Below are 20,719 nucleotides of genomic sequence, written 5' to 3' on the forward strand. Positions count from 1 at the left end.
GACAGCGAGTGCAGTACCATCGAGGAACGAACGAAACTGCGGAAAAGTGATAATTTCAGGCAGTATTTTAAAGAAATAGGGAAGCTTACAGAAAAACATTTCGAAATCATTTCTGAAAGCGAGTCCCCCAAAGGGATATATACGGAAAAATTCATTAAAGCGGTCAAGTACTCTCACAATCAGTGGGAAAAATTCACCAGAATCCTGGAGGACGGCTCTATTCCTCTGGATAACTCGGCCGCCGAGAGAGCTATTCGTGACTTTGCAGTGCTGAGACATTCAATGCCCAGCGGATTTGGCTCTATCGAGGGAGCGAAGTCCACGGCTGTGTTCTCATCATTTCACGAAACCTGCAAAACCCATGGAATCGACCTAGAAGATTACCTTGAATTTCTGTTCAGATATATGGGGATTCACAGAGACGAACTGAAAGATGAATCGCTGTCTGATGAAAGAAGAAATGCTATTCTTGAGCAGGCAATGCCGTGGAAATTTAAGAAGGCCTAAAGTACTGACTTTAGACCTAATACGAAAAATATTTTCGGGGTGGTTAAAAGTTGCACAGCGTTGTATCGAGACAAACGTCAAGGTATGCGGGCGGGAGTGTATGTAAGCGGGGAATTATCCGGCACAGAAGGGGAGTTTTGGGGGAGGGGACAAGGCAGCGTAAATGTCGCCTTGCTTTCTTTTTGACGGCCGGAAGAGTTTTGAATGGAACTGTTGTGTGAAAAGCTGCTGAGTGGCTTTTTGGCCAAACAGATCACAGAAGCAGCACTAAAAAGTGGTCAAAAAAATAAACAATTGTAAACTTGTCGCAAAATCTATGACTTTGAGTTGCCGGTCGAAAAAATTAAGGACATATCATGGGAATCAGACTCAGTTTGTTGGCATTACCTTTGGCATTAACACTATCAGGGTGCAGTAGCGTAATGAATGCTGCGGGTTTACCGTATCTAACGCATGAACAGTACGCATTATTCGACTCAATTTGCAAGGAAGCTGAAAAGAATGAAGGCAGAGCGAATGATATGCACGCAAATAAAACCGTTGTTTCAGCGCAAGGAGTCTTCAAATCTGAAAGATCTGTGGGAACAACTGAGTATAGACCATACCTTGCCTTTGAAACTTATTATTACAATGTGAACTTGTTTATAGGCACTGAAGATGACAGCTGGAAGCAATATGATAACGGCAAGCTTGTCGATTCAGGTGATCGGTTAGTCAAAAGCATACGCATAAATACTTCGTTTCGCACTGTGACTGGCAGCAGAAGGGCGATTTGTGACATAGAAACTACACCTGTGGCCAAATAAGCAGTAATTTTAAAATCATGACACTAGCCGACAGCCCCAAACTGCCGGCTCTTTTTATTTCTACACTCCCAGTTTGTCATTAACCTCGTCCGCCAAACTGCCCATTCTTTCAAATAGCCAGTTTCCCGGACAACTCTTTCTAGCAAACCACCTGTGAACGGTCGTATGTTTCCTAGATATCCGGGGATTGCAATTGAAAAAGAAAATGTTCATTTTGATTCCGCAAAGAGGACATCTCTGCTCTTCAGGATGTACCTTATCAGGGATATCAATTTTCTTAATGAGGGGATTGTTCTCAAGGTCGTCAAGATTCATGACGTTACGGCTTCCGGTGTTACGGCCTTTTTTGGGAGTTGTATTACCAGAAACCCCGGCATTGGTACTACCATTACTGGAAGCATGATGATCAGACAGCTTCGTTTTTTCCCCATTATCAGATGTTTCTCCTAAGTTCCCATCTTTGTCAGAAGAATTAAGACCCTGTATTTCATTATCCATTCCGGCAAACAAATCGATAACACCGTAATCGTCCGGCAGTTCTTTCAGATTGATACCCAGGGCTTTTTTCAGTACTTTTTGAAGCCGTTCGCTATTACCAACTTTGAAATACTTTCTGATCATCATGTTGATGCGTGTTACAGCATGATCCCAATCATCTCTGACCTCGCCGGCATATTCAAGAAGCTCCAGAAACAGTGTAATTATCTGAACATTGCCGTTTTGCGCGGTCAGGATAGTCTTGAGAATCTCTGCCCGGGATTCTCTGGACTCCGCTCTAATAAGTTCAAGTAATGCAAATGACAATTCCATATAACACCGGATATCTGGATGAGACATTGCAGCGCCTTTAATTATATAATCTTTTACGCAAAATTGATATAGATATTCTACGATACAGGATGTATGCAAATCTATTATCTATAGATTTAATGTATCCAGCTCTTTGGTGTAATGCTTTGGATCGATTGTAAGACCGTTCAAAAGCCATCTAAGCTGTCTGGAAGTAATTTCTCTGGCTTCGTCGGCATCTTTGGGCCATTTCAGGGATCCGTCTTCAAATCTTTGTATTAGGTCTAAAGTGCTGACTTTAGACCTAATACGAAAAAAATTTTTCCGAAGGCCGGGAAGCGAACAAAATGAGGGGGAGTCTGAAAAGGTCAGGGAATCAGCAACTTGAATTCCAGAGAGCGATCTGGTGAAGCGTATATATTTTTGGTGGCTTATGGAAAATTTATGCTTTAATCCATATCAAAGAGTAAGATGCCGGCGGTTGACGATCAATCAGGTTGTGGGATAATGACGATGACAGAGCCTTTCTGCGCTTCAATAGCGAACCGGGGAAAGGCCTTTTAGAGGTGATGGTCAGATTCAAAGGTGGAGCAGAATGCTGAAGTCTATAGGTATTGGAACGGAATTATTTCACGAATTAGTTGAAAGCAACAGTTATTACGTGGACAAGACTCCTTTTATCAGAACTGTTTTTAAAGACAATACCTCGAAAGTCATGCTTATCACCAGACCGAGGCGTTTCGGTAAAACGCTAACCATGTCCACCTTCTATGACTTTCTGTCTCTGAATACCGACAATCCCGGCGATGTATCACTTCAGGAAAAATGGTTCAAAGACACCAAAATCTTTGAGGATAGGGAATTCTGCAGTAAGTACATGGGGAAGTTTCCGGTTATTTTCATTTCACTGAAGTCCGTGTCAGGAAGCGAGTTTGAACAAGCTTATTACCAGCTGGGCTGTGTCGTTTTTGACTTATACAGTACATTCAGCTATCTGGCCAAAAGTTCTAAACTCAGTGATGCAGATAAGAAAATTTTTAACGAGATCGCCTCTGATAAAAATTTTATCTGTAATGTCGGCAATAAAAATAAAATAACCGATTCACTGAAAAACCTGCTGAGGTTTCTTTACACACATCACGGCATTAAGCCCATTTTGCTTATTGACGAATATGACGTTCCGATTGCCAAAGCGGCCCATAACGGCTACTACAAGGAAATGATTGACATCATAAGTCCGTTCTTAAGCAATGCCTTAAAAACAAATACGTATTTGGACAGAGCCGTGCTTACCGGCTGTTTAAGAGCTGCCAAGGAAAGCATTTTTACCGGGCTCAATAATCTTCTGGTCTGCTCGGTTCTTGAGGCCGGAAAAAAGGATATTTCAGAGGGAATAGGGTTTACCAAGGAGGAAACCCAGAAAGTTCTTTCATACTACGGACTTTCAGACTATTACGAAGATGTGAAAAACAATTATGACGGGTACCATTTTGGAACCACTCATATGTACTGCCCGTGGGATGTCATGAACTTCTGTGATGACAACCACAGAAAACTGAGTAAAGACAGAAATCTCATTCAGACCGGCAACTACTGGATAAATACCAGCGGTAACGATGTTATCGAAGAATTTATGGGTTTTATAGAGCCGGATGACGTTGACAAGATGCAAAGCCTTCTGGACGGGGAATCCATTACCGCGGAGGTAAGAGCGGCGCTGTGCTACGGAGATTTAGAGAAACACGACATCAATGATTTCTGGACTCTGCTGCTTTATACCGGCTATCTCACCTTTGATCCGCAGTACAGATCCGCTAACAAACATGAGTGCCGGCTGTATATTCCGAATGAAGAAATCAGGGATTGCTTCAAGTCGAAAATCATGGATTTCTATAAAAATGACAGCGTTATGAGGAATAGCACCGGCAATCTGATAAAAGGATTTTTCTCGGGGGACGCCGGATCTGTCGAGGACTGCCTTAACGAGCTTCTGGCCAAATATGTGTCCATAAGAGACTTCTCCGTCAATGCTCCGAAGGAAAACTATTACCACGGCTTCATGAACGGATTACTGGCAAACGGCACATCGCTCATTGAAGAGCAGAAATCCAATTTTGAGTCAGGAAACGGCTATATCGATTTGATAATCAAGTCTCTGAAGAACAGAGGCGTTATCGTAATTCTGGAACTTAAACAGACTGCTGATGAAAATGAAGACAAGTTTCTGATTGCCGAGGATGCCATCGCTCAGATAATCAGAAAGAAATATGCCGACCCGTATGTCAAAAGAAAGGATATTAAAGCAGTTCATTCCTACGGCATCTGTTTCTGTAAAAAGGAATGTACTGTTGCGGGCAAAAAACTGAAATAAAATGTTCAATCATGGCAACTGAATCAAAGCAACCTGATCAGTCAAAGACCGACCAAGCTGCCAAATGATTCAATCCTTCTTGTAATACGGCGACGTATATCCCGCAGCCTGCAAAATCAGCCCTTTAGCCCATGGCGGTGTACGTCCCATCTCTTCGCACAATGCTTCCAGGCTTTTGGGGTCGTAGCTCTCAATGCGTTCCCACCTCTTGGCGGTTCCCACTCCTTCGTAGGTAACACTCTCCCCGCCGAACTGGTTCATGCCGAGGCGAGGCTTCACGTAGGCAAGATTTCTGCCGGAAGGCAAAGTGATGAAGAGCATGCTGATTCTGCAGGTAAATGCAAGCTCGTGGGTTTCAGCGGTGGTGCGTTCAGTGATGGCCTTCATAACAGCATGGTCTACTGCCCACCAGAACTTCACGATATTAGGGTTGGAGTTCCGCCATGCGGTAACCAGGGGCTGCAGTTCGGAGGTTGTAGCGTTTGAACATCTCCCACTTGTCGGGAGCATGCCGGGGGAGATTGCGGGTTCTGCCGCCGTTGCTCTGAGTGGGAGCGCAGGGCTTACAGAACCTTTGTTCCGCAACTGATCCCTGTAATTCTTAAGATTCAATGAGCGATACGTTCAATTCACATAAGTCTTGAACGTTTTTTTTACCTTTGAAAACTATTTAGAAATTCACTATGCATACACATGGATATGAGGTATAATGTAAATCATGTGATGGCAATGCATAGGCACAGCTATGTTTCTGACGGAAAAGAAAAACTCTAACGGGCTTTATTACCTCTATTTGATGGATAGCTCATGGGATCCTGCGGCAAAACGGACAAAAATCAGGATTGTTGAAAGTTTCGGGAAGGTTGATGATTTTAAAAGGGAAAAACCGGCACAATATGCGGAACTTGTTGAAAAGTACGGAAACAAGAAGAATCGTTATCAGGCTGAAAAGGAACATGCTCTCAGAAAGTTTATAAAAGATGGAGAGCAGGCATCCGAAAGCCTGGATCTGCTGTCAGGGGTAAAATATCTGATGCCTCAGAGAATCGCCCATTTGGTTATCAGAAGACTGTGGACAGACACGCTGCAAATGCCCAAATTCTTTGATTACCTGATCAGTTACCAATCTATTGCAGCCGAGTACAGCATTTCGGATATTGCTTTGTATTTTTCCATGCTGAAAATGGTTTATCCCTCGTCGTATCTGGAAGGCATGGAGATCAGTCCGCGGTTCCTCGGAGATCCGATGTCAGATACTTCAATGGACGACGTATACCGTTGTCTGCATTTGCTTTCCGACTACAAAGACAGCATCATGAGGCATTTGAACAAAAGGATTGATGAAGAAGTGCCAAGAAAAAAGTCCCTGCTGTTCTTTGATTGCACGAACTGTTATTTTGAGACCCCGTACAATGATATTTTCTGGAATCGCAGAAAAGCCCAGCGTATCCTGCGAAAACTTCTCAGAAAGGAAGACAATTCATTGAAGGATCTTTCAAATAAAGATCTGAACCAAATTATTGATAATGATCCCTGTTTAACGGCAAGGCTTGAACAGATCATAGATTCCTTCGGAGAACCTGTGAGAATGCACGGGCCAAGCAAGGAAAAACGGAATGACCTTCCCCTTGTATCCATTGCTCTTGTGGTGGATGAGCATGCCATTCCCATTGATTTCAAGGTGTTTCCGGGCAATGTGGCAGAAACCTCGACTATGATTGATATTGTCCGGGCTCTGAAAGAGAAGCATGGCATCAGCAATGCCATCCTGATAGCGGACAGCGCGCTGAACGGAACCAAAAACCTGAGCAAGCTGCTTGACGAAAAGATCGGATTTTCTGTTGCAAAATCAGCGCTGTCGTTCAGCAAAGACATAAGGAATTCAGAACTCAATCTCGGAACCTTTAAGCCTATAAAAGACGAAGCCGGAAACGATACTTCCGCGCTTTACAAAATAATCGACTATCACAATGTTAAATATGATCCCTCTGAAAGAGGTCAGAACGGAAGATGCGCTAAATACGCCATTGACTGCAAGATGATGATCACTTTCAGCGAAGACCGAAGGAAACGGGATCTGGCAGTGCTGGAAGAAAATATCAGCAGAGCTGTGTTAGCTGTGGACAGACATGAACAGATACAGCTTGCCACAAGCGGCTGGAAGCAGTTTGTCCTTACAGGCCCCTCTCAGCAAAATGATGAGACGAATAAGGGGACAAAACAGGATGAAACAGACAGCGGCAATCAAAACGGACAGAATGATTCAAAGGGAGGCTCAGATAAACAGGTATCGGCTGCCGCAAATAAACCGGATGCAGCCGATTCATCAAAAGATACGGACACTCATGATGAACAATCGGCAGAGACCCATTCAGACAAAAATGACAAACGTCAGAAAAAAAACAAACAGGGTGAGAAGGACAAAACAAAGAGCAAAGATAAATGTTCAGAAAAACAGATAGCTGCTGGGCCGCAGATAGCTGTTGCGTTGAATAAAGAATCCATAGAAAAACGCAGAAAGTGCGCCGGTTTTGCAGGGATTCTTTTCCATGAGCCGCCCGGAAGCAACATGAAATTAACAGCATCCTGCGTCAGCTCGCTCTATCATCAGCTGGTTCAAATTGAAGAATGCTTCAAAATCATGAAAAGCGACTTTGAAATCAGACCAGTCTATGTACGCGAGAAACAGAGCATTCAGGGACATGTGCTTCTGTGCATAATAGCTCTGATTATGATTCGGATAATCCAAAGAAAAATGGCCAAAGAAGGGTACAGCATGACTGCGCAGCAATTACAGAAACTTCTGCAGGAATTGCAGCTGATGGCATTGACATCAGACGGCCGGCATTTCATATATATGAACACAATGGAAGCTCATAAAAGAAATTGCCTGCGCAGCGCTGACAAGCCGGGCAAAAAAACTGCGGAGTATGATATCAGAAACAAACTCCTGAATATTCTGGGGTGTGAACTGGATGACATTAGCACACTGGAGCAGATCAGAAAGGGATTTAAAATTAAAAGCCTGAACAGATCTGAATATCAGAACGCTCTGATAAAAAAGTATTACTGCGCGACAGCTCCCTGACTGAGCTCTGATATGCATAGCAAAATTCTAATTTGATAATTGGACAGACTCCTTATCACATAAGGACTGTCCCTTCGTATTGTCGTCATTGGGTGCGGAACAAAGGTATTAGGGTTGGAGTTCCGCCATGCGGTAACCAGGGGCTGCAGTTCGGAGGTTGTAGCGTTTGAACATCTCCCACTTGTCGGGAGCATGCCGGGGGAGATTGCGGGTTCTGCCGCCGTTGCTCTGAGTGGGAGCGCAGGGCTTACAGAAGTAGCGGATGAGATCCTTTCCCTTGGTGAGTTTCTGCTTCTCAAGCCCCAGAACCGCGCCAACGCCTTCAAGGGACTGCGGGAGTCCCAGTGTTGCCGCCCACACCATGTCGCAGCGCCAGCCTTCCGGGCTGAGATAGGTACCTGAAGGAAGTCCGAGATACCGGGAGAGACAGATTCTCTCAAAGGACGCGTTGTAGCTGTGTTTGATGACCTTCTCGTCGGTGAGCGCCTTAAGAACCGGCACTTTCTCCCGTATCAAAATCTACATAGGCTCCGAGCGCACCCTGTGCCCGGAGAGCTTTTCTGTATCCCGGGTGCCGTCCGTTTCGGGGCGGAACCTTCAACCTTTGTACAGATAACGGAGAACCGGGAGGGCGGTTGCAGATTTTTTCAGGGAAAGTTCATGGGGGAGTTCAGGAATTTCAGGAACAGACTGTCAGGATGGGCGGAATGAGACATCGAAATACAGGTTTTGAGCGGATTCGCATGATGGAAACGCATTATTTCCGGGCAAACGCAAATACCAGGGAACTTCTCCGGTTTCGATATCAAAATATTGGGTAATCAGTTACCGCCCAAAAGACTGAGAATAGCCTGGGGCCTCTGATTTGCCTGAGCCAGTATGCTCTGAGATGCCTGCTGAATAATATTCTGCTGCGTCATGGAGGCTGTTTCGGCGGCAAAATCGGTATCCCGGATTCTGCTTCTGGCTTCGGACAGGTTTTCGGAAACGTTGCTTTGATTTCTGATGGCAGATTCGAGCCGGTTCTGTACGGCACCAAGCTCGGCCCTTTTGCTGTCAACAACTGCTATGAAGCTGTCCACCAGATCCAGAGTGCTTTGTGCGGATTCCGGAGTTTCAACAGAGAACAGGGTCTCAGGATCGACAGTGAGGGGTACAACACCAGAGGTGCCCAATGCGGTAATGTGCAATCCCCGATCCGGGTCATAAACCCGATTACCCGTTTTGTTGACAAAGGTATCACCGTCAACCTCGACCACGGTATCCTGGGCTTTGGAATAGAGATACCAGCCATCAGATCCGGTTGAGTGAACTCTGCTGTCTGAAGTAACACTGCAGTTAAATGCCCGGAGCTTTTCATCCCCGGTGGTGGTAATAGTGAATGGAGGGGCATAATCAGATCCTTTGGATGTTTTAAAGTATATTTCGGCTTTTCCACTGTAACTGTGTGTACCATTTCCATACATCCAGAAATTCAATGAAAGGCCTGGATGAGACGCAGACCGCAATTTACTATAAATATTATCGATGGTATCGCCTTCTTCTACCTGTATGGTTACATTTCTGGCGGAAGAACCGGAACCGTAGGAAACTGAAATGCTACCAGCTTCATAGGTAATCATTTCGTCTGTCAGTTCCCCGTTCTCATCCCTTTTCAGATACTCAATGTATTTACTGACATGAGTAATGTCACTCAGTGACTTTACCTTCACATCGTACTCACCTTCGGGGGCCAGCATATCGGCGTAAACAGAGAAAGCCGATGTTTGAGAACAGTCAACCTCTCTGACCAGTCCGCCTCTCAGAAGTCTGTCTTTTCCCAAATCATCAGCATTGTCGTAGAGCGTAAAAAAGACATCATCCAGTCTGAGTCCGGAAGTAAGATCCACGCTTACGGTCTCGTTGGCATTGGCACCTATCTGAAAAGCCGTGGGTTCGGTAAGAGTCTTGTTAAAGAGGTGAGTTCCCCCGTAGGTGGTATCCTCGCCAATTCTGGTGATTTCCCGGCACAGCTGGGTTACCTCCTCCTGAATGGCTTTTCTGTCAGCCTGGGAATTGGTGCCATTGGCAGATTGCAGAGCCAGCGTGCGGATGCGCTGGTACATACTGGTCATTTCCTCCATGGCTCCTTCGGCCGTCTGGCAGAAGGAGATCCCGTCCTGAGCGTTGCGGTTGCCCTGGTTAAGACCGTTTATCTGCGATGTGAGCCGGTCTGATATCTGAAGCCCTGCGGCATCATCGCCGGCGCTGTTGATCCGGAGACCGGATGCCAGACGCTTGTAGGCAGTATCCAGTGTTCCTGATGATTTGGAAAGATTTCTCCTGGCATTCAGCGATGAAACATTGGTATTTACAAACAAGCCCATTACTCAATCCCTCTCTTCGGAAAGATCCGCTTTGTTATCTGTTCATGCGGTTACGGATCTTGCAGTTTTTTTATAGTGTGATTTTCAGCCCGGGTATTTCTGAAATCCGTATTTCCATTCCCGGGGAACAGCAGAGCATATCTCCTGCGTTGTTTTTTATCAGGATTTTGCCGGAAATTGCACATGCCACGCGATACATGCAATCTTACCTGATCTGCGGACAAAAAGAGGAAAACTTTACCGTCTGTTAAAATATAGTTGATCGGCTTTGTGATTTTTTACAAACTTTGAAGGATATCTATCACCTTATACACTCTGATTTAGGTGATGTAAATGCAAGCTATAATGTTTTCTTGCGAGGTGTGTGTCTGCGATTTAATCCTTTTTATATCAGGAAGTCATGAGGTTTGTAAATTTTTGTGCTGTTGTGCATGTTAAATCATATCGGAAGTACCTTCGTAAAAATGCAGAACAGTCAGCAGTGTCTGAAAAAGATCGTAAAACGCTGTGTACAGGCTATGGTGACACTGTCTTGAATGATATTTAAAAAGACTGATGACATGCTGTCTGCCGGGAAGAGCACGGAATGATCTCGTCGTGGCCGGATGCCGGTGCTCCGGATTCCGGTAAAGAATCTCCGGCCGAACAGAACGGTAGAACAGAACGGTAGAACAGAAAAAGACAGATCGTTTTTGCAATCTGTCTTTTTCCCGAGTCATGTTTATCAGCATCCGGAGGCCGGAGTTCCGGTCCTCAGGATTTATTCGTCTCAGGCGTTTTCAACCTGGTTAAAGGCTGCTTCCACCGCACCGTCCTTGGTGTTGTCGGCCTTGATGGCGGTGTACTTCCAGGTGATCTTGCCGGCCACGATGTCCACGGTCTCGGTCGGGGCGGCGGCGTTGTCGGCAAGGGGAAGCACCACGTCACCTGCGGTTCCCGGCACCACGGTTTCCACCTCGGCTCTTACGATCTTGCAGTTTTCCATGGTTACCTTGTAAACGGGAACCTGGACTCCGGCAATGGCGCGGCAGACATTGAAGGTGACCTTTGCAATCTTCTGGCCGTTCATGCAGAACTGCTGGATCTTCGGGGAAGCCTTGTCAAGCAGGTGCACAAAGGTAAAGGGAGTGAAAGAACCTCTTCCGGAAACGTCCGTGGTACGGCCTTGGGTTACGTTCTGCCGAGAACCGTGCTTGAAGTTAACCACCTCAATCCATTTTGCGTGTCCCTTGTCAGCAGATTCGCCATCGATGCCGTCGAGTTTAATGAAGAAATCGGAAGCCATAACAGTATCTCCTCTGAATGAATGCTCTGAGAGCCGTCAGCCAGTAAGGCAGGTTTTATCAAAAACGTAGCGGCCTGTCAGAAAATCCCGCAAATCCGTGGTGATCCCCGGGAGACCGGGCAGATCCGGGACTGCGGCAGCCAGTGCGGCCAGGGCGGTCTCCGAAAGCTGACTCCGGTCCGTGGTGCTGAAATCCGGACAGCGGTTCAGAATGAAATCGGCAAATTCCGGAGAGGTTTCCCGGAGCAGTGCCGCCGTCAGAAGCTCCTGGCGGCTGTCAGCACCGCGGTGCTGTCCACTCCCGGAAGCTCCGGAGGCATGCGGTTTCAGGATCTCCGGAATCAGGGACAGCGGAATCCGGGACAGCCAGTGCTCCTTCATGGGATTTATGGCCACGCCCCGGGCTCCCGATACCAGATCAGTGCGGTTTTCCGGAGAGGCCAGATAAAGATGTCCTGAGGTTCTCTGGCCGTCATTAACCGGGTAGTTATCCCAGATAAAGGGCTTTCTGCCGATAATATCCCGGGCTCTTTCCAGGGACGCCAGAGAATAGCCGGAGCTCATTACCCGGTCACCGGTCCAGAAGATATCGGCTCTTGCGGGAAGATCCCGGGCGAAGTCCTCAAAATAGGTTTCGGGCATTTTTCCGAAAATCTTCTCAAGAATGGGATCCAGACTGTAGAAGCTGGGACAGGTGATAATGCGGACATTCTCCGGAAGCTCGGCGAGAATGCGTCTCAGTATGCGGTTCTGGGTTTTGCCGGCTTCCCGGGAGTCGATTCTGAGGTCGTCAAAGAGCACTGCCACGATATCCGGGGCAACAGTCTCAAAAAGCTCCCGGATGCGGGCGGATACAAGTCTGAGAACGTGCTCCTCGCCGGCCGCTCCGGAAGCCCGGAGCTCCGGGGGGCAGGTTCCGGAATCCATGGACACGGCATTGAGAGGGGTGAAGCCGATGCCGAAGGAAAGCCCGATGCTCCGGGCGCGGGCGGCGAGATCCCTGAGACTCTCAAGATATCCGGGAGGGTATTCCCGGAACCACTGTCTCCGGAGACAGGAATCCCCCTTCGGGGCATAGATATAGAAATCATAGCCCCGGCTTTTCAGCCAAGGGATAAAGCTCCGCCGGTCCTCCATGGTCCAGAAGGCGCCGTACATGCCTTCAATGACTCCCAGGGGGAAATCATCACCGGATGCGGAAAGCAGATTTTCGGATATGCTGGCAGAAGAGGGAGCGGCAGGGCCGGCAGCGGTTTGGGGTTTCATGAAGGATTCCTGCTATTTGTCAGAAGGGCTGGCCGGAGCCTGGGCGATGCGGTATTTCCGGGACAGTTCCACGGAAACCCGGTGAAACATGTTGAACACGGCATTGGTTTTCGGGGTGGGCAGGCCCTGTGCGTCGAGGAAGAACTCTCCCCGGAGCACAATTGCCTCGTCCCGCTGCAGGGCGTCGTTCACCTCCATGCCGTCCATGTATTCCCAGTCCTTTTTGATCATCTCATTGGCCATTCTGATGATTTCCTCCCGGGATACCGGGGCTTTCTGGGGGCGGGCGCTTCCGAAGATGCCGGTGCATTCCGTGTTTTCAGAAAAGTCTTCTTCATAAAGTGACTGTTCGCAGTCAGGGGTGTCAGTCATAGGAATTGTCCTTAAATTCAGTCCGGCACTGCTAAAAAACGGCCGGGGTGGAAAGATTATCCGGTCTGCCCCTGTCCGGGTCCGATCCGGTACCGCACAGGACTGAACAGGGCGGACGGAAAGGGGTGCCCTGGGGCTGATTCTATCACATTGCCGGCACCGTAAAGTGATTCCGGGAACAAATTCGGCAGTGTTTCAGTCCGGACTGTCCCGGGGGCGCCGTCACTATCAGTGTGAAAACTGGGTGTACAGCTTTCTCTCGATTTTCAGAAAGTGGCGGACGGCGTCGCTGTAGGCGTCGTCGATTCGCGGAAGCCCCTTTTCCTTGATGTCGATGAGAAGACTGCGATCGTCCTCAGAGAGGGCGTCCCTGGCGGCAATATACTGGGAAAGGTAGTGTCTTCCCAGATAGGTGTCGTACGGGAATACGGTGGCAATGGATCTCAGGATCAGCATGCCGGCCACCGGCAGCGGGATGAACTTCAGGGTGTTCTCCTCAAGAATGTCGCAGAACCGGTCCAGAAGTCTGACATCCCGGTAGGTTTCCAGAATGTCCCGTCCCGGGAGATAGGTGCCGGGATCCCGCGTTTCCCTGCCGCCGGAAAAATGCCAGAGTGCATACTGCTCTTCGGAGCCGTTTTCACGGATCAGAAGATGAATGCGGAAGGCCGGGTGCTCTCCGGCCTTTTCTCTGACTGTATTCAGAAACGCGGGATCCTCGCAGAAGATGTAGAGAAACTGATCGCTGGCGGCCAGCAGGGCTCCCAGCTCGACAATTCCCGAAAAGTCTGTGCCGGACCGCATGCGCTGATCCGCGATCAGGAGAAAGCGTGCCTTCAGGCTGATAATTTTTCTGGCAGGTCTGAAATTTCCGTGGCTGCCGTCCTTGCAGTTGTGTTCTGTCATTAGTTCTGTCCGCTGTCAGGTGATAAAAGGAGTCGGATCCGGAGCGTTTTCCGCCGGACACTGAATCTTCCGGAGAGTCTCCGGCCCAGAATTCTAGCACACCGGGCGGTGCCGGCGGAAAGGGGATGTGATTATTGTTAAAAAATGCCGGTGATATTAACCCAATACGGGAATTTATGGTATTATTCACGCTGAACGGGAGACCCCCTCCCTAATTTCGGGGGGCGGATTTCCTGCCGCAGAGAACTTGAAGTTTTCTGGAATAGATTAATGCAGAGCTGCCAGCCGCAGTTTTTAACCAGTTGATTACAGATTATGGATAATACCGAGATAACCGAAAAGGAAAACAACAATAACGCCGCCCCGGTTCAGGAAGACAATGCCGTTCAGGCGGTTCCGGAGGAGAGCGCCACCCAGCAAGCTCAGGAGGGTAATGCTGCTCCGGCTTTGGAAACTCCGGAGGAGAAGTCCCGGAGACTGGAGTCCGAGGCCAGGGCCAGAAAGGCTCTGAAAATTGCCAAGGTTCGCAGCGATGTTGATTTTCTGTGCGAGCATTTTCCGGTCAGCTTCGTAAAGGAAGGCCGTGAGGATCTGGCACCCCGTCCGCTTAAGATTGGTATTTTCAATGATCTTGTAGAGCGCATTGCCGCCATTGATCCGGAGTTTTCCAAGAGCAGAATCCGGTCCGCACTCCGGGTTTACACCACCCGCTGGAGCTATCTTGAATGCGTGAAGGCGGGGGCCGACAGAATCGATCTGGACGGCAATACCGTTGATACCGTATCTGAGGAGCATGCCGCCTTTGCTGCCGAGAAGTACCGGGAATCCCGTGAAAAGTATGAAGCGGTGCTGGCTGAAAAGAAGAAGAACCGGAGACCGGCCTTCAAAAAGAAGAATAATGCCGAGACCGGCGCTGACGGTCAGGAGCGTGATGGACAGCGGGACAATGACAGAAGCTCCGGCAAAAACGGCGATCGGAAATTCCTCAGAAGAAATCACCGCAGTTCCGGAAATGGCGACAGATCCGGCCGCAGACCCTTCCGTCAGGCTGATGGCTTCTCCGGACAGCAGCAGAATAATGACAAGCCTGCGGGAGCCAGACCGCGCGAGGAGTTTGCTCCGCTGCCTCAGGACAGCATTGTTCCGGGACTTGAGGTACGGGTGCTCTGGGGGAGCGGCTCTGTTCCGGCCACTGTCAGGGAAGTGGTGCGCGACAAAGTAACAGTGGAGCTTTCCATGGGCATGGTAGTAAAGGTTTCCTGTGACCAGATCGGGCAGAAGTAGGCAAAATCATTTGCTGTTTTAGTTTCTGACATGCGAAAATCTGCTATTCATTATGAATACCGGGTTTTCGCATTGTTTTCGTTATAGTTGGCCTTAAATTTTAATTAAGGTCTTACCAGGTAAGATGTTAGAAGGGACACTGCATGCTGCTGAATAAAATTGCATTGGCCGTAATCTTGGGAGTCTCCCTGTCGGGGGCAGCTTTCGCTCAGCCCAAAACTCCCGTGGAAAGCGATATTCCGTCGCTGAAGCCGGAGTCCAGACAGGATACCTCCTGTTCCAGAGTCAGAGGCTATTTCCTGCGTTCCCACTACAAGGGCGTGCATCTGGATGACAGTTTTGTGGATCAGGTCTATGACATGTATTTTTATAATCTGGACCGCTATCGGACGCTTTTTACCGAGTCCGAGATCAGAGCCTTCAAGAGCGAAAAGAAAAAGCTTTTTTCCGCTCTTGACAGCTGCCGGCTTGACTACCCCTACGAGATGTATCAGGCCTACATGAAGAGGCGTTTTGAAAAGTATTCCTACTATCTCGAGGTACTGAAAACAGACAGGTTTGATTTTTCCGGCAATGATACGGTAGCGGTGGATACCAGCAAGCTTCCCTACCGCCAGAACCTCGACGAGCTTAAAAAGTACTGGCGGCAGGTGGTCAGAAGCGACTATCTTAACCTGAAGCTTTCCGGCTTCACCGACGAGCGCATCCGCAAGAATCTTGCCAAAAGGTATGCCAGCATTCTCCGGAATATCGTAAAGGCCAAAAACGAGGATGCCTTCAGCGCCTTCGAAAATGCCTTTGCCAATGCCATAGATCCCCATACCAGCTATCTCTCTCCTGATGATTCGGCCAATTTCGACAATTCCATGAATCTTGAAATGGAAGGAATCGGTGCGGTGCTGATAAGCAAGGACGAATACTGCGAGATCGTTTCCATTGTTCCAGGCTCTCCTTCTGAAAAGAGCGGCCGGCTGAAGCCCAAGGATCGGATTATCGGAGTGCAGCAGTACAAGAACGGCCGTCCCGAGGAGATGGTGGATGTGGTAGGCATGCTGCTTACCGATATCGTTCCCATGGTAAAGGGGCCCAAGGGGTCGAAGGTCACTCTGCAGATCATGAGAGGCGACGGAGCCAGCGCCTCCTTCTTCAATGTGGATATTGTCAGAGATCGCATTCATCTTGAGGACAGCGCCGCCAAGGGCACCGTCAATACCATTGACGGCCGCCGGGTGGGGGTGCTGACGGTAAAGAGCTTCTACATGGGCCTGGCAAAGGACATGAAGAAGGAAATCGAAAAGATGAAGAAGGAGAATATCGAGGCCCTGGTGGTGGATCTGCGCTACAACGGCGGCGGTTCTCTCCCTGAAGCCATTGATTCCAGCGGGCTCTTTTTCAAGTCCGGGCCGGTGGTGCAGGTACGTGATGCCGTGGGCTATGTATCTCTGAACCGCGATGAAGACAACGTCTCCTACTATGACGGTCCTCTGGTGGTGCTGACCAACCGGCTTTCCGCCTCCTCCTCCGAGATCTTCGCCGGTGTTCTTCAGGATTCCGGAAGAGCGGTGATTGTGGGCGATACCACCTTCGGGAAAGGAACCGTGCAGCAGAGCCGGCCTCTGGATCGCATTTATGATTTTTACGACAAGCCCCTGGGCAGCATTCATTACACCATTGCCAAATTCTATCGTATCAGCGGTCAGAGCACCCAGCTCCGGGGCGTAGAGCCGGATATCCAGTTCCCGTCCTTCAGCGATTATGCAGATTTCGGGGAAAACAATGAGCCCAATGCGCTGCCGTGGGACAAGATTAAGCCTGCCAGCTACACCAGACTTGGGGATCTCAGTGCCTATCTTCCGGATCTCAGGAAGAAGCACGAGGCACGTGTCAGAAATGATCCCTACTATAACAAGCTGACCAGCGATTATGAGAATTTCCGCAAAAAGCGCAAGGAGAACGTCATCAGCCTCAACTATGATGTTCGCAAGGCGGAACAGGAAAAGGACAAGGCTGAAGCGCTCCGGGATACCAATGATTATCTGAAGTCCCTGGGCAAGCCTCCGGTCAAGAGCCTGGATGATCTGCCCTCCGACTTCAAGGGACGTGATACCCTGCTCCTGGAGGCTCAGCATATAGCTTTGGACCTGGCTCAGGATATGAAGTCCTGAATGCCGCCGGTATGACCGGCTTTTAAGGAGTAATCCCTGTAAACAGAGAAAGAGGCTTTTAAAGCCTCTTTTTCCGTTTCAGGGAGTCTGTTTCCGGTCATAAAAACTGTCCCGGGGGGTAAAGCGGAGCAGGCGCGCAATGGGGCCGATTAATTTGTTGTCAGATGTAAAAAACAATTGTTAAAATGCCCTGGGCATCAGGCTTTGTCTATGATCTTCCGTACGTTTGCCATTATCGGCGGAACCGGGAAGTGTTTTTTGCCGGGCGGAGTCAGGGCTTTTCCTGTTTTATTACTTATTTTTAATAACGGGGTTATTATGAAATATTCTTTTTCCAAGCTTTCCCTGGCAGTGCTGCTGTCTATGGGGATTACAGCATGCGGAGGCAGCAGCAGTAGCGGCAGTACTCCTGATGATGACGGTTCCCTGGAACTCAGACTTCAGGTTATTGACGGTTATGTAGAAGGAGCGGTCTGTTTCGGGGATGTGAACCGGAATGGCACTCAGGAGTCCTCTGAAGCCTGGAAAACCGCAGATGCTTCAGGCCTGGCAGTTCTGGAGATTCCGTACAGGGATCTTAAGGATGCTTCCGGAAACCTGGCCGATCATGTTCGCGTTATCTGCAAGGCGGTACGTTCCAGTGCTACAGATCATATCTATGGTGTTCCTGCGGCCCTGGCTAATGATGCAGTGTTTTCCCGGGAGGTCTTTTTTGACCGTGACAATACAGCAGCTGTCTATACTGTTACTCCCTTCAGCACTCTGGCAGATCTGCTTATTGCCGCCGGCGATCATGGTTCTCTGAAATCCGAGACCTACACTGCTTCGCTGGAGAGGGTGACTGCCGCTGCCGGGGTCTCCCAGTCCATTATCGCTACTGATTACAATGCCGACATTAACAATGCGGATGCGCTTCGGGCGCTGGTGGCGGGGGAGCTTCTGGTTCGGAATAATGTTCTGCCGGGAGATGCTGCAGATCTGGAGAGCAGGCTGGAAAGCTCTGCTGCTGATACCGTTATAGCCGAAATTGTCAGCTATAAACCGCTGATTGATTCTGTATATGCCAGTCTGGAAAACAAGGAAGGCATTACCGGTGCTGATGTTATTTCAGCCCTGAACAGCGCTTCTGCCGATACTCCGGAAGACAAGCCTGAGGACAAGCCTGGCGACACCCCTGAGGACAAGCCCGGCGACACCCCTGAAGACAAGCCCAGCGACACCCCTGAAGACAAGCCTGGCGACACCCCTGAGGACAAGCCCGGCGACAACCCTGGGGACCAGCCCGGCGATAATCCTGAGGACCAGCCTGGTGACAATCCGGAAGATAATTCCGAGGATGAAAAAGAGGATCCTTCTGACGCCACCCCGGTAAGCAAGCATGATCTTTTCAGCACCTATACGGGAGAATACGGCAAGAATACTGCTGACCCGGAAGCTCCGGCATTTAATGTCGAGGTTTATGTAAATCTCACGGATGCCTCCATTTCCCTGGATGGCGGAAAGACGTACCATGAGCTTCATGACGGGGATTCCCTGTACGGCGTTTCTCTTAAAAATACTGTAGATGCCAGTAACCACAACTATGTTACCGTAGATCTTTCCGGCGTAGCATTTCCGGGAGTGCGGGAGGTTACTCCCAGGATTGTTCTTTCCGGAAAACTGGAGAACGGCACCATTGAGTTTGCCGGCAAGGATAATGCCCAGATCGGCCTTGTTCTTAACGGAGTTGATATTTCCAGCGGCAATTATCCGGCCATTGTAGTGAGCCCCAAGACCGTCACGGCCCATGTCATTCTGGAGGGGGATAATTATCTTACCGATGGCCGCGTTTTCGGTACCGGGTACAGTTCCGAGAACGGCGTTGATTTTTATGATGATGCTGCGGTGTCTCCTGATGTGAACGATGAGGATCTGGTCAGAACCGCCAGATGGGGGCTGGGATCCAGCGACAACGGCACCCTGACCACCAAAGGCACGCTGCGGTTCAGCGGCGACGGCAGGCTTACCGTCAGTACCGCCTACAAGCACGGCATCTATGCTAAAAACCGCATTTATGTCTACGGCGGCGCCATTGGTGTCTACAACGAGGGCCAGCACGGACTGGTGAGCAAGAACGGCTTTGATATGTACGGCGGCACGGTATATGTGGAAGGTGCCGGCAAGCATACCAACAAGCAGAGCCGCGGCATTATCGTGTCCGGTGATGAAAGCGAGGCGGGCGCCGGGCTTGGCGGCATGACCTTCGCTGGCGGTGCAGTGACCATTAATACTGTGGGGAAGGCCATCAGTGCCAAGTGGGACATTGAGGAGGATGCGGAAACCACGGATTCTGAAGATGATCCGCTGCCCCGGATTAACATTACCGGAGGTACCTTCAGCATCACTACCACGGGCGCGGTAATTGATTCCGATACCAGCAATTACATCACCTACTATGACGCGGACGGCGTGGAGACCTATGAAAAGAAATCCAGCTCTCCGGAGGGCATCGAGGGCAAGCTCGGGGTTGCTATTTCCGGCGGCCGTTTCGTTATCAATACTACCGATGATGCTCTTAATGCCAGCAGGGACGGAGATGGCTTTATCAGTATCTCCGGCGGCGAGCTGTTCCTGAACTCCTCCGGAGGAGATGCCATTGACTCCAACGGGGATATCAGCATTTCCGGAGGGACAGTGCTGGCAGTATCATCGCTGGGCAGTGAGGACGGTCTTGACTGCGACGGAAAGCTTACCGTAAGCGGCGGTATTCTGGCCGGTCTTAGCGGTTCCAGTCATGAATATGCCAGCTCCGGTGCGGAAGGTACCACCCAGAATGTCTTTGTCGTTGGTTCCTCCTATCTGGGATCCCGGGAATCCTCTGTCGCAGTTACCAATTCCGCCGGAACTCCGGTATTTGCGCTGACTCTGCCGGATTCGTCCTTCAGTCTGGCTACCATTTCGGCTCCCGGACTGGCTGAGACCGATACCTACAGCATTCATTCCGGTGTTACCCTTACCGGAGGTGAGAGCTTCTTCGGTCTTTATACGGAAATGCCGGCATTTACCGGCGGCTCGGTTACCGGCAGCATAGAGACTAATGACAGCACTCATGTGTACACCGGCCTTTCCGGTGCCAACTCCGGAAAAGAGCCTCCGGTGAAGCGCTAGCCGGAAGCTTCAGGTTATCCGCCGGATAACACTGAGCCTGACATGCCTATGGGGGAGCTTTCCCGGAAATAATTATTCTGAGGTGAGCTCTCCCCGTCCCGGACAGATTCCTGAAGTTCCGGGGCACTGCCGGATGTCCGGTTAAAGCTGATTCCTCCCAGGAAACCGGTCAAAAATACATAACCGGCCGGAAACAGGATCCCTGAAGGTTCCTGTTTCCGGCCATTTTTTATTATTATCAGTCCGGTCCGGAATGATGGAATATGTCTTCCCGGCTCTGTTTATGGGGCCGGCAGACTTTTCCGGGCGGGCCTGTCTTTTTCGGAAAATTCAGCGGTCAGGAATAACGGGATTCCCGGTTTTCTGA

The 20,719-nt window shown here is 49.4% G+C and carries 15 protein-coding genes and 2 pseudogenes; 7 read left to right on the forward strand and 10 right to left on the reverse strand.

The window, feature by feature from the left end:
• Window positions 1-507: IS66 family transposase (locus F557_RS21565; RefSeq protein WP_019003170.1), on the forward strand; the 507-nt coding region annotated here is incomplete at its 5' end.
• Window positions 508-863: 356 nt separating this feature from the next.
• Window positions 864-1,313, forward strand: a complete 450-nt coding sequence (locus tag F557_RS0115745) for a hypothetical protein (RefSeq protein ID WP_157617926.1) — start codon at window positions 864-866, stop codon at window positions 1,311-1,313.
• 60 nt (window positions 1,314-1,373) lie between these two features.
• Here F557_RS0115745 and F557_RS23390 read toward each other — a convergent pair whose 3' ends face one another.
• A complete protein-coding gene (locus F557_RS23390; RefSeq protein WP_019003173.1) occupies window positions 1,374-2,123 on the reverse strand; it encodes a hypothetical protein in 750 nt (249 codons plus the stop codon).
• Window positions 2,124-2,231: 108 nt separating this feature from the next.
• Window positions 2,232-2,537 (reverse strand): IS66 family insertion sequence element accessory protein TnpB, encoded by a 306-nt coding sequence (gene tnpB, locus F557_RS23715; protein ID WP_157617939.1) that lies wholly within the window; start codon window positions 2,535-2,537, stop codon window positions 2,232-2,234.
• Window positions 2,538-2,697: 160 nt separating this feature from the next.
• Here tnpB and F557_RS0115755 point away from each other — a divergent pair, with 160 nt between their 5' ends.
• Window positions 2,698-4,473 (forward strand): AAA family ATPase, encoded by a 1,776-nt coding sequence (locus F557_RS0115755; RefSeq protein WP_019003174.1) that lies wholly within the window; start codon window positions 2,698-2,700, stop codon window positions 4,471-4,473.
• Between the two features lie 69 nt (window positions 4,474-4,542).
• Here the strand turns inward: F557_RS0115755 and F557_RS22405 are convergent, their stop codons facing one another.
• Complete coding sequence (locus F557_RS22405) at window positions 4,543-4,983, reverse strand: DNA polymerase family A protein (protein ID WP_044143725.1); 441 nt, start codon at window positions 4,981-4,983, stop codon at window positions 4,543-4,545.
• Between the two features lie 235 nt (window positions 4,984-5,218).
• Here F557_RS22405 and F557_RS0115765 point away from each other — a divergent pair, with 235 nt between their 5' ends.
• Window positions 5,219-7,561 (forward strand): IS1634 family transposase, encoded by a 2,343-nt coding sequence (locus F557_RS0115765; RefSeq protein ID WP_019003177.1) that lies wholly within the window; start codon window positions 5,219-5,221, stop codon window positions 7,559-7,561.
• Between the two features lie 108 nt (window positions 7,562-7,669).
• Here F557_RS0115765 and F557_RS0115770 read toward each other — a convergent pair whose 3' ends face one another.
• From F557_RS0115770 to F557_RS0115820, 7 genes and pseudogenes are all read right to left on the reverse strand, one after another.
• Window positions 7,670-8,062 (reverse strand): hypothetical protein, encoded by a 393-nt coding sequence (locus F557_RS0115770; RefSeq protein ID WP_019003178.1) that lies wholly within the window; start codon window positions 8,060-8,062, stop codon window positions 7,670-7,672.
• Between the two features lie 320 nt (window positions 8,063-8,382).
• Window positions 8,383-8,643, reverse strand: a pseudogene (locus tag F557_RS23395) (flagellin); the annotation flags it as partial.
• A 921-nt stretch (window positions 8,644-9,564) separates the two neighbouring features.
• Window positions 9,565-9,927: pseudogene (locus F557_RS23400) on the reverse strand (flagellin N-terminal helical domain-containing protein); the annotation flags it as partial.
• 769 nt (window positions 9,928-10,696) lie between these two features.
• Window positions 10,697-11,212: an Hcp family type VI secretion system effector gene (locus tag F557_RS0115800; protein ID WP_019003184.1), complete on the reverse strand. Its 516-nt coding sequence runs from the start codon at window positions 11,210-11,212 to the stop codon at window positions 10,697-10,699.
• A 36-nt stretch (window positions 11,213-11,248) separates the two neighbouring features.
• Complete coding sequence (locus F557_RS20490; RefSeq protein WP_019003185.1) at window positions 11,249-12,478, reverse strand: beta-N-acetylglucosaminidase domain-containing protein; 1,230 nt, start codon at window positions 12,476-12,478, stop codon at window positions 11,249-11,251.
• Between the two features lie 12 nt (window positions 12,479-12,490).
• Entirely contained in the window at window positions 12,491-12,850 is a 360-nt protein-coding gene (locus F557_RS22000) for a DUF2498 family protein (protein ID WP_019003186.1), read from the reverse strand.
• A gap of 228 nt (window positions 12,851-13,078) precedes the next feature.
• Window positions 13,079-13,756 carry a hypothetical protein gene (locus F557_RS0115820; protein ID WP_019003188.1) on the reverse strand — a complete coding sequence of 226 codons (678 nt, stop codon included), beginning with the start codon at window positions 13,754-13,756 and terminating at the stop codon, window positions 13,079-13,081.
• 315 nt (window positions 13,757-14,071) lie between these two features.
• On the opposite strand from F557_RS0115820, the gene proQ reads away from it, so the two are divergent.
• From proQ to F557_RS0115840, 3 genes are all read left to right on the forward strand, one after another.
• Window positions 14,072-15,040 (forward strand): RNA chaperone ProQ, encoded by a 969-nt coding sequence (gene proQ, locus F557_RS0115825; protein ID WP_019003189.1) that lies wholly within the window; start codon window positions 14,072-14,074, stop codon window positions 15,038-15,040.
• Window positions 15,041-15,183: 143 nt separating this feature from the next.
• Window positions 15,184-17,205 (forward strand): carboxy terminal-processing peptidase, encoded by a 2,022-nt coding sequence (locus tag F557_RS0115830; RefSeq protein ID WP_019003190.1) that lies wholly within the window; start codon window positions 15,184-15,186, stop codon window positions 17,203-17,205.
• 318 nt (window positions 17,206-17,523) lie between these two features.
• Complete coding sequence (locus tag F557_RS0115840; protein ID WP_169335221.1) at window positions 17,524-20,352, forward strand: carbohydrate-binding domain-containing protein; 2,829 nt, start codon at window positions 17,524-17,526, stop codon at window positions 20,350-20,352.
• Window positions 20,353-20,719 lie beyond the last annotated feature (367 nt).

The sequence above is a fragment of the Succinimonas amylolytica DSM 2873 genome, from assembly GCF_000378405.1.
GTDB lineage: Bacteria > Pseudomonadota > Gammaproteobacteria > Enterobacterales > Succinivibrionaceae > Succinimonas > Succinimonas amylolytica.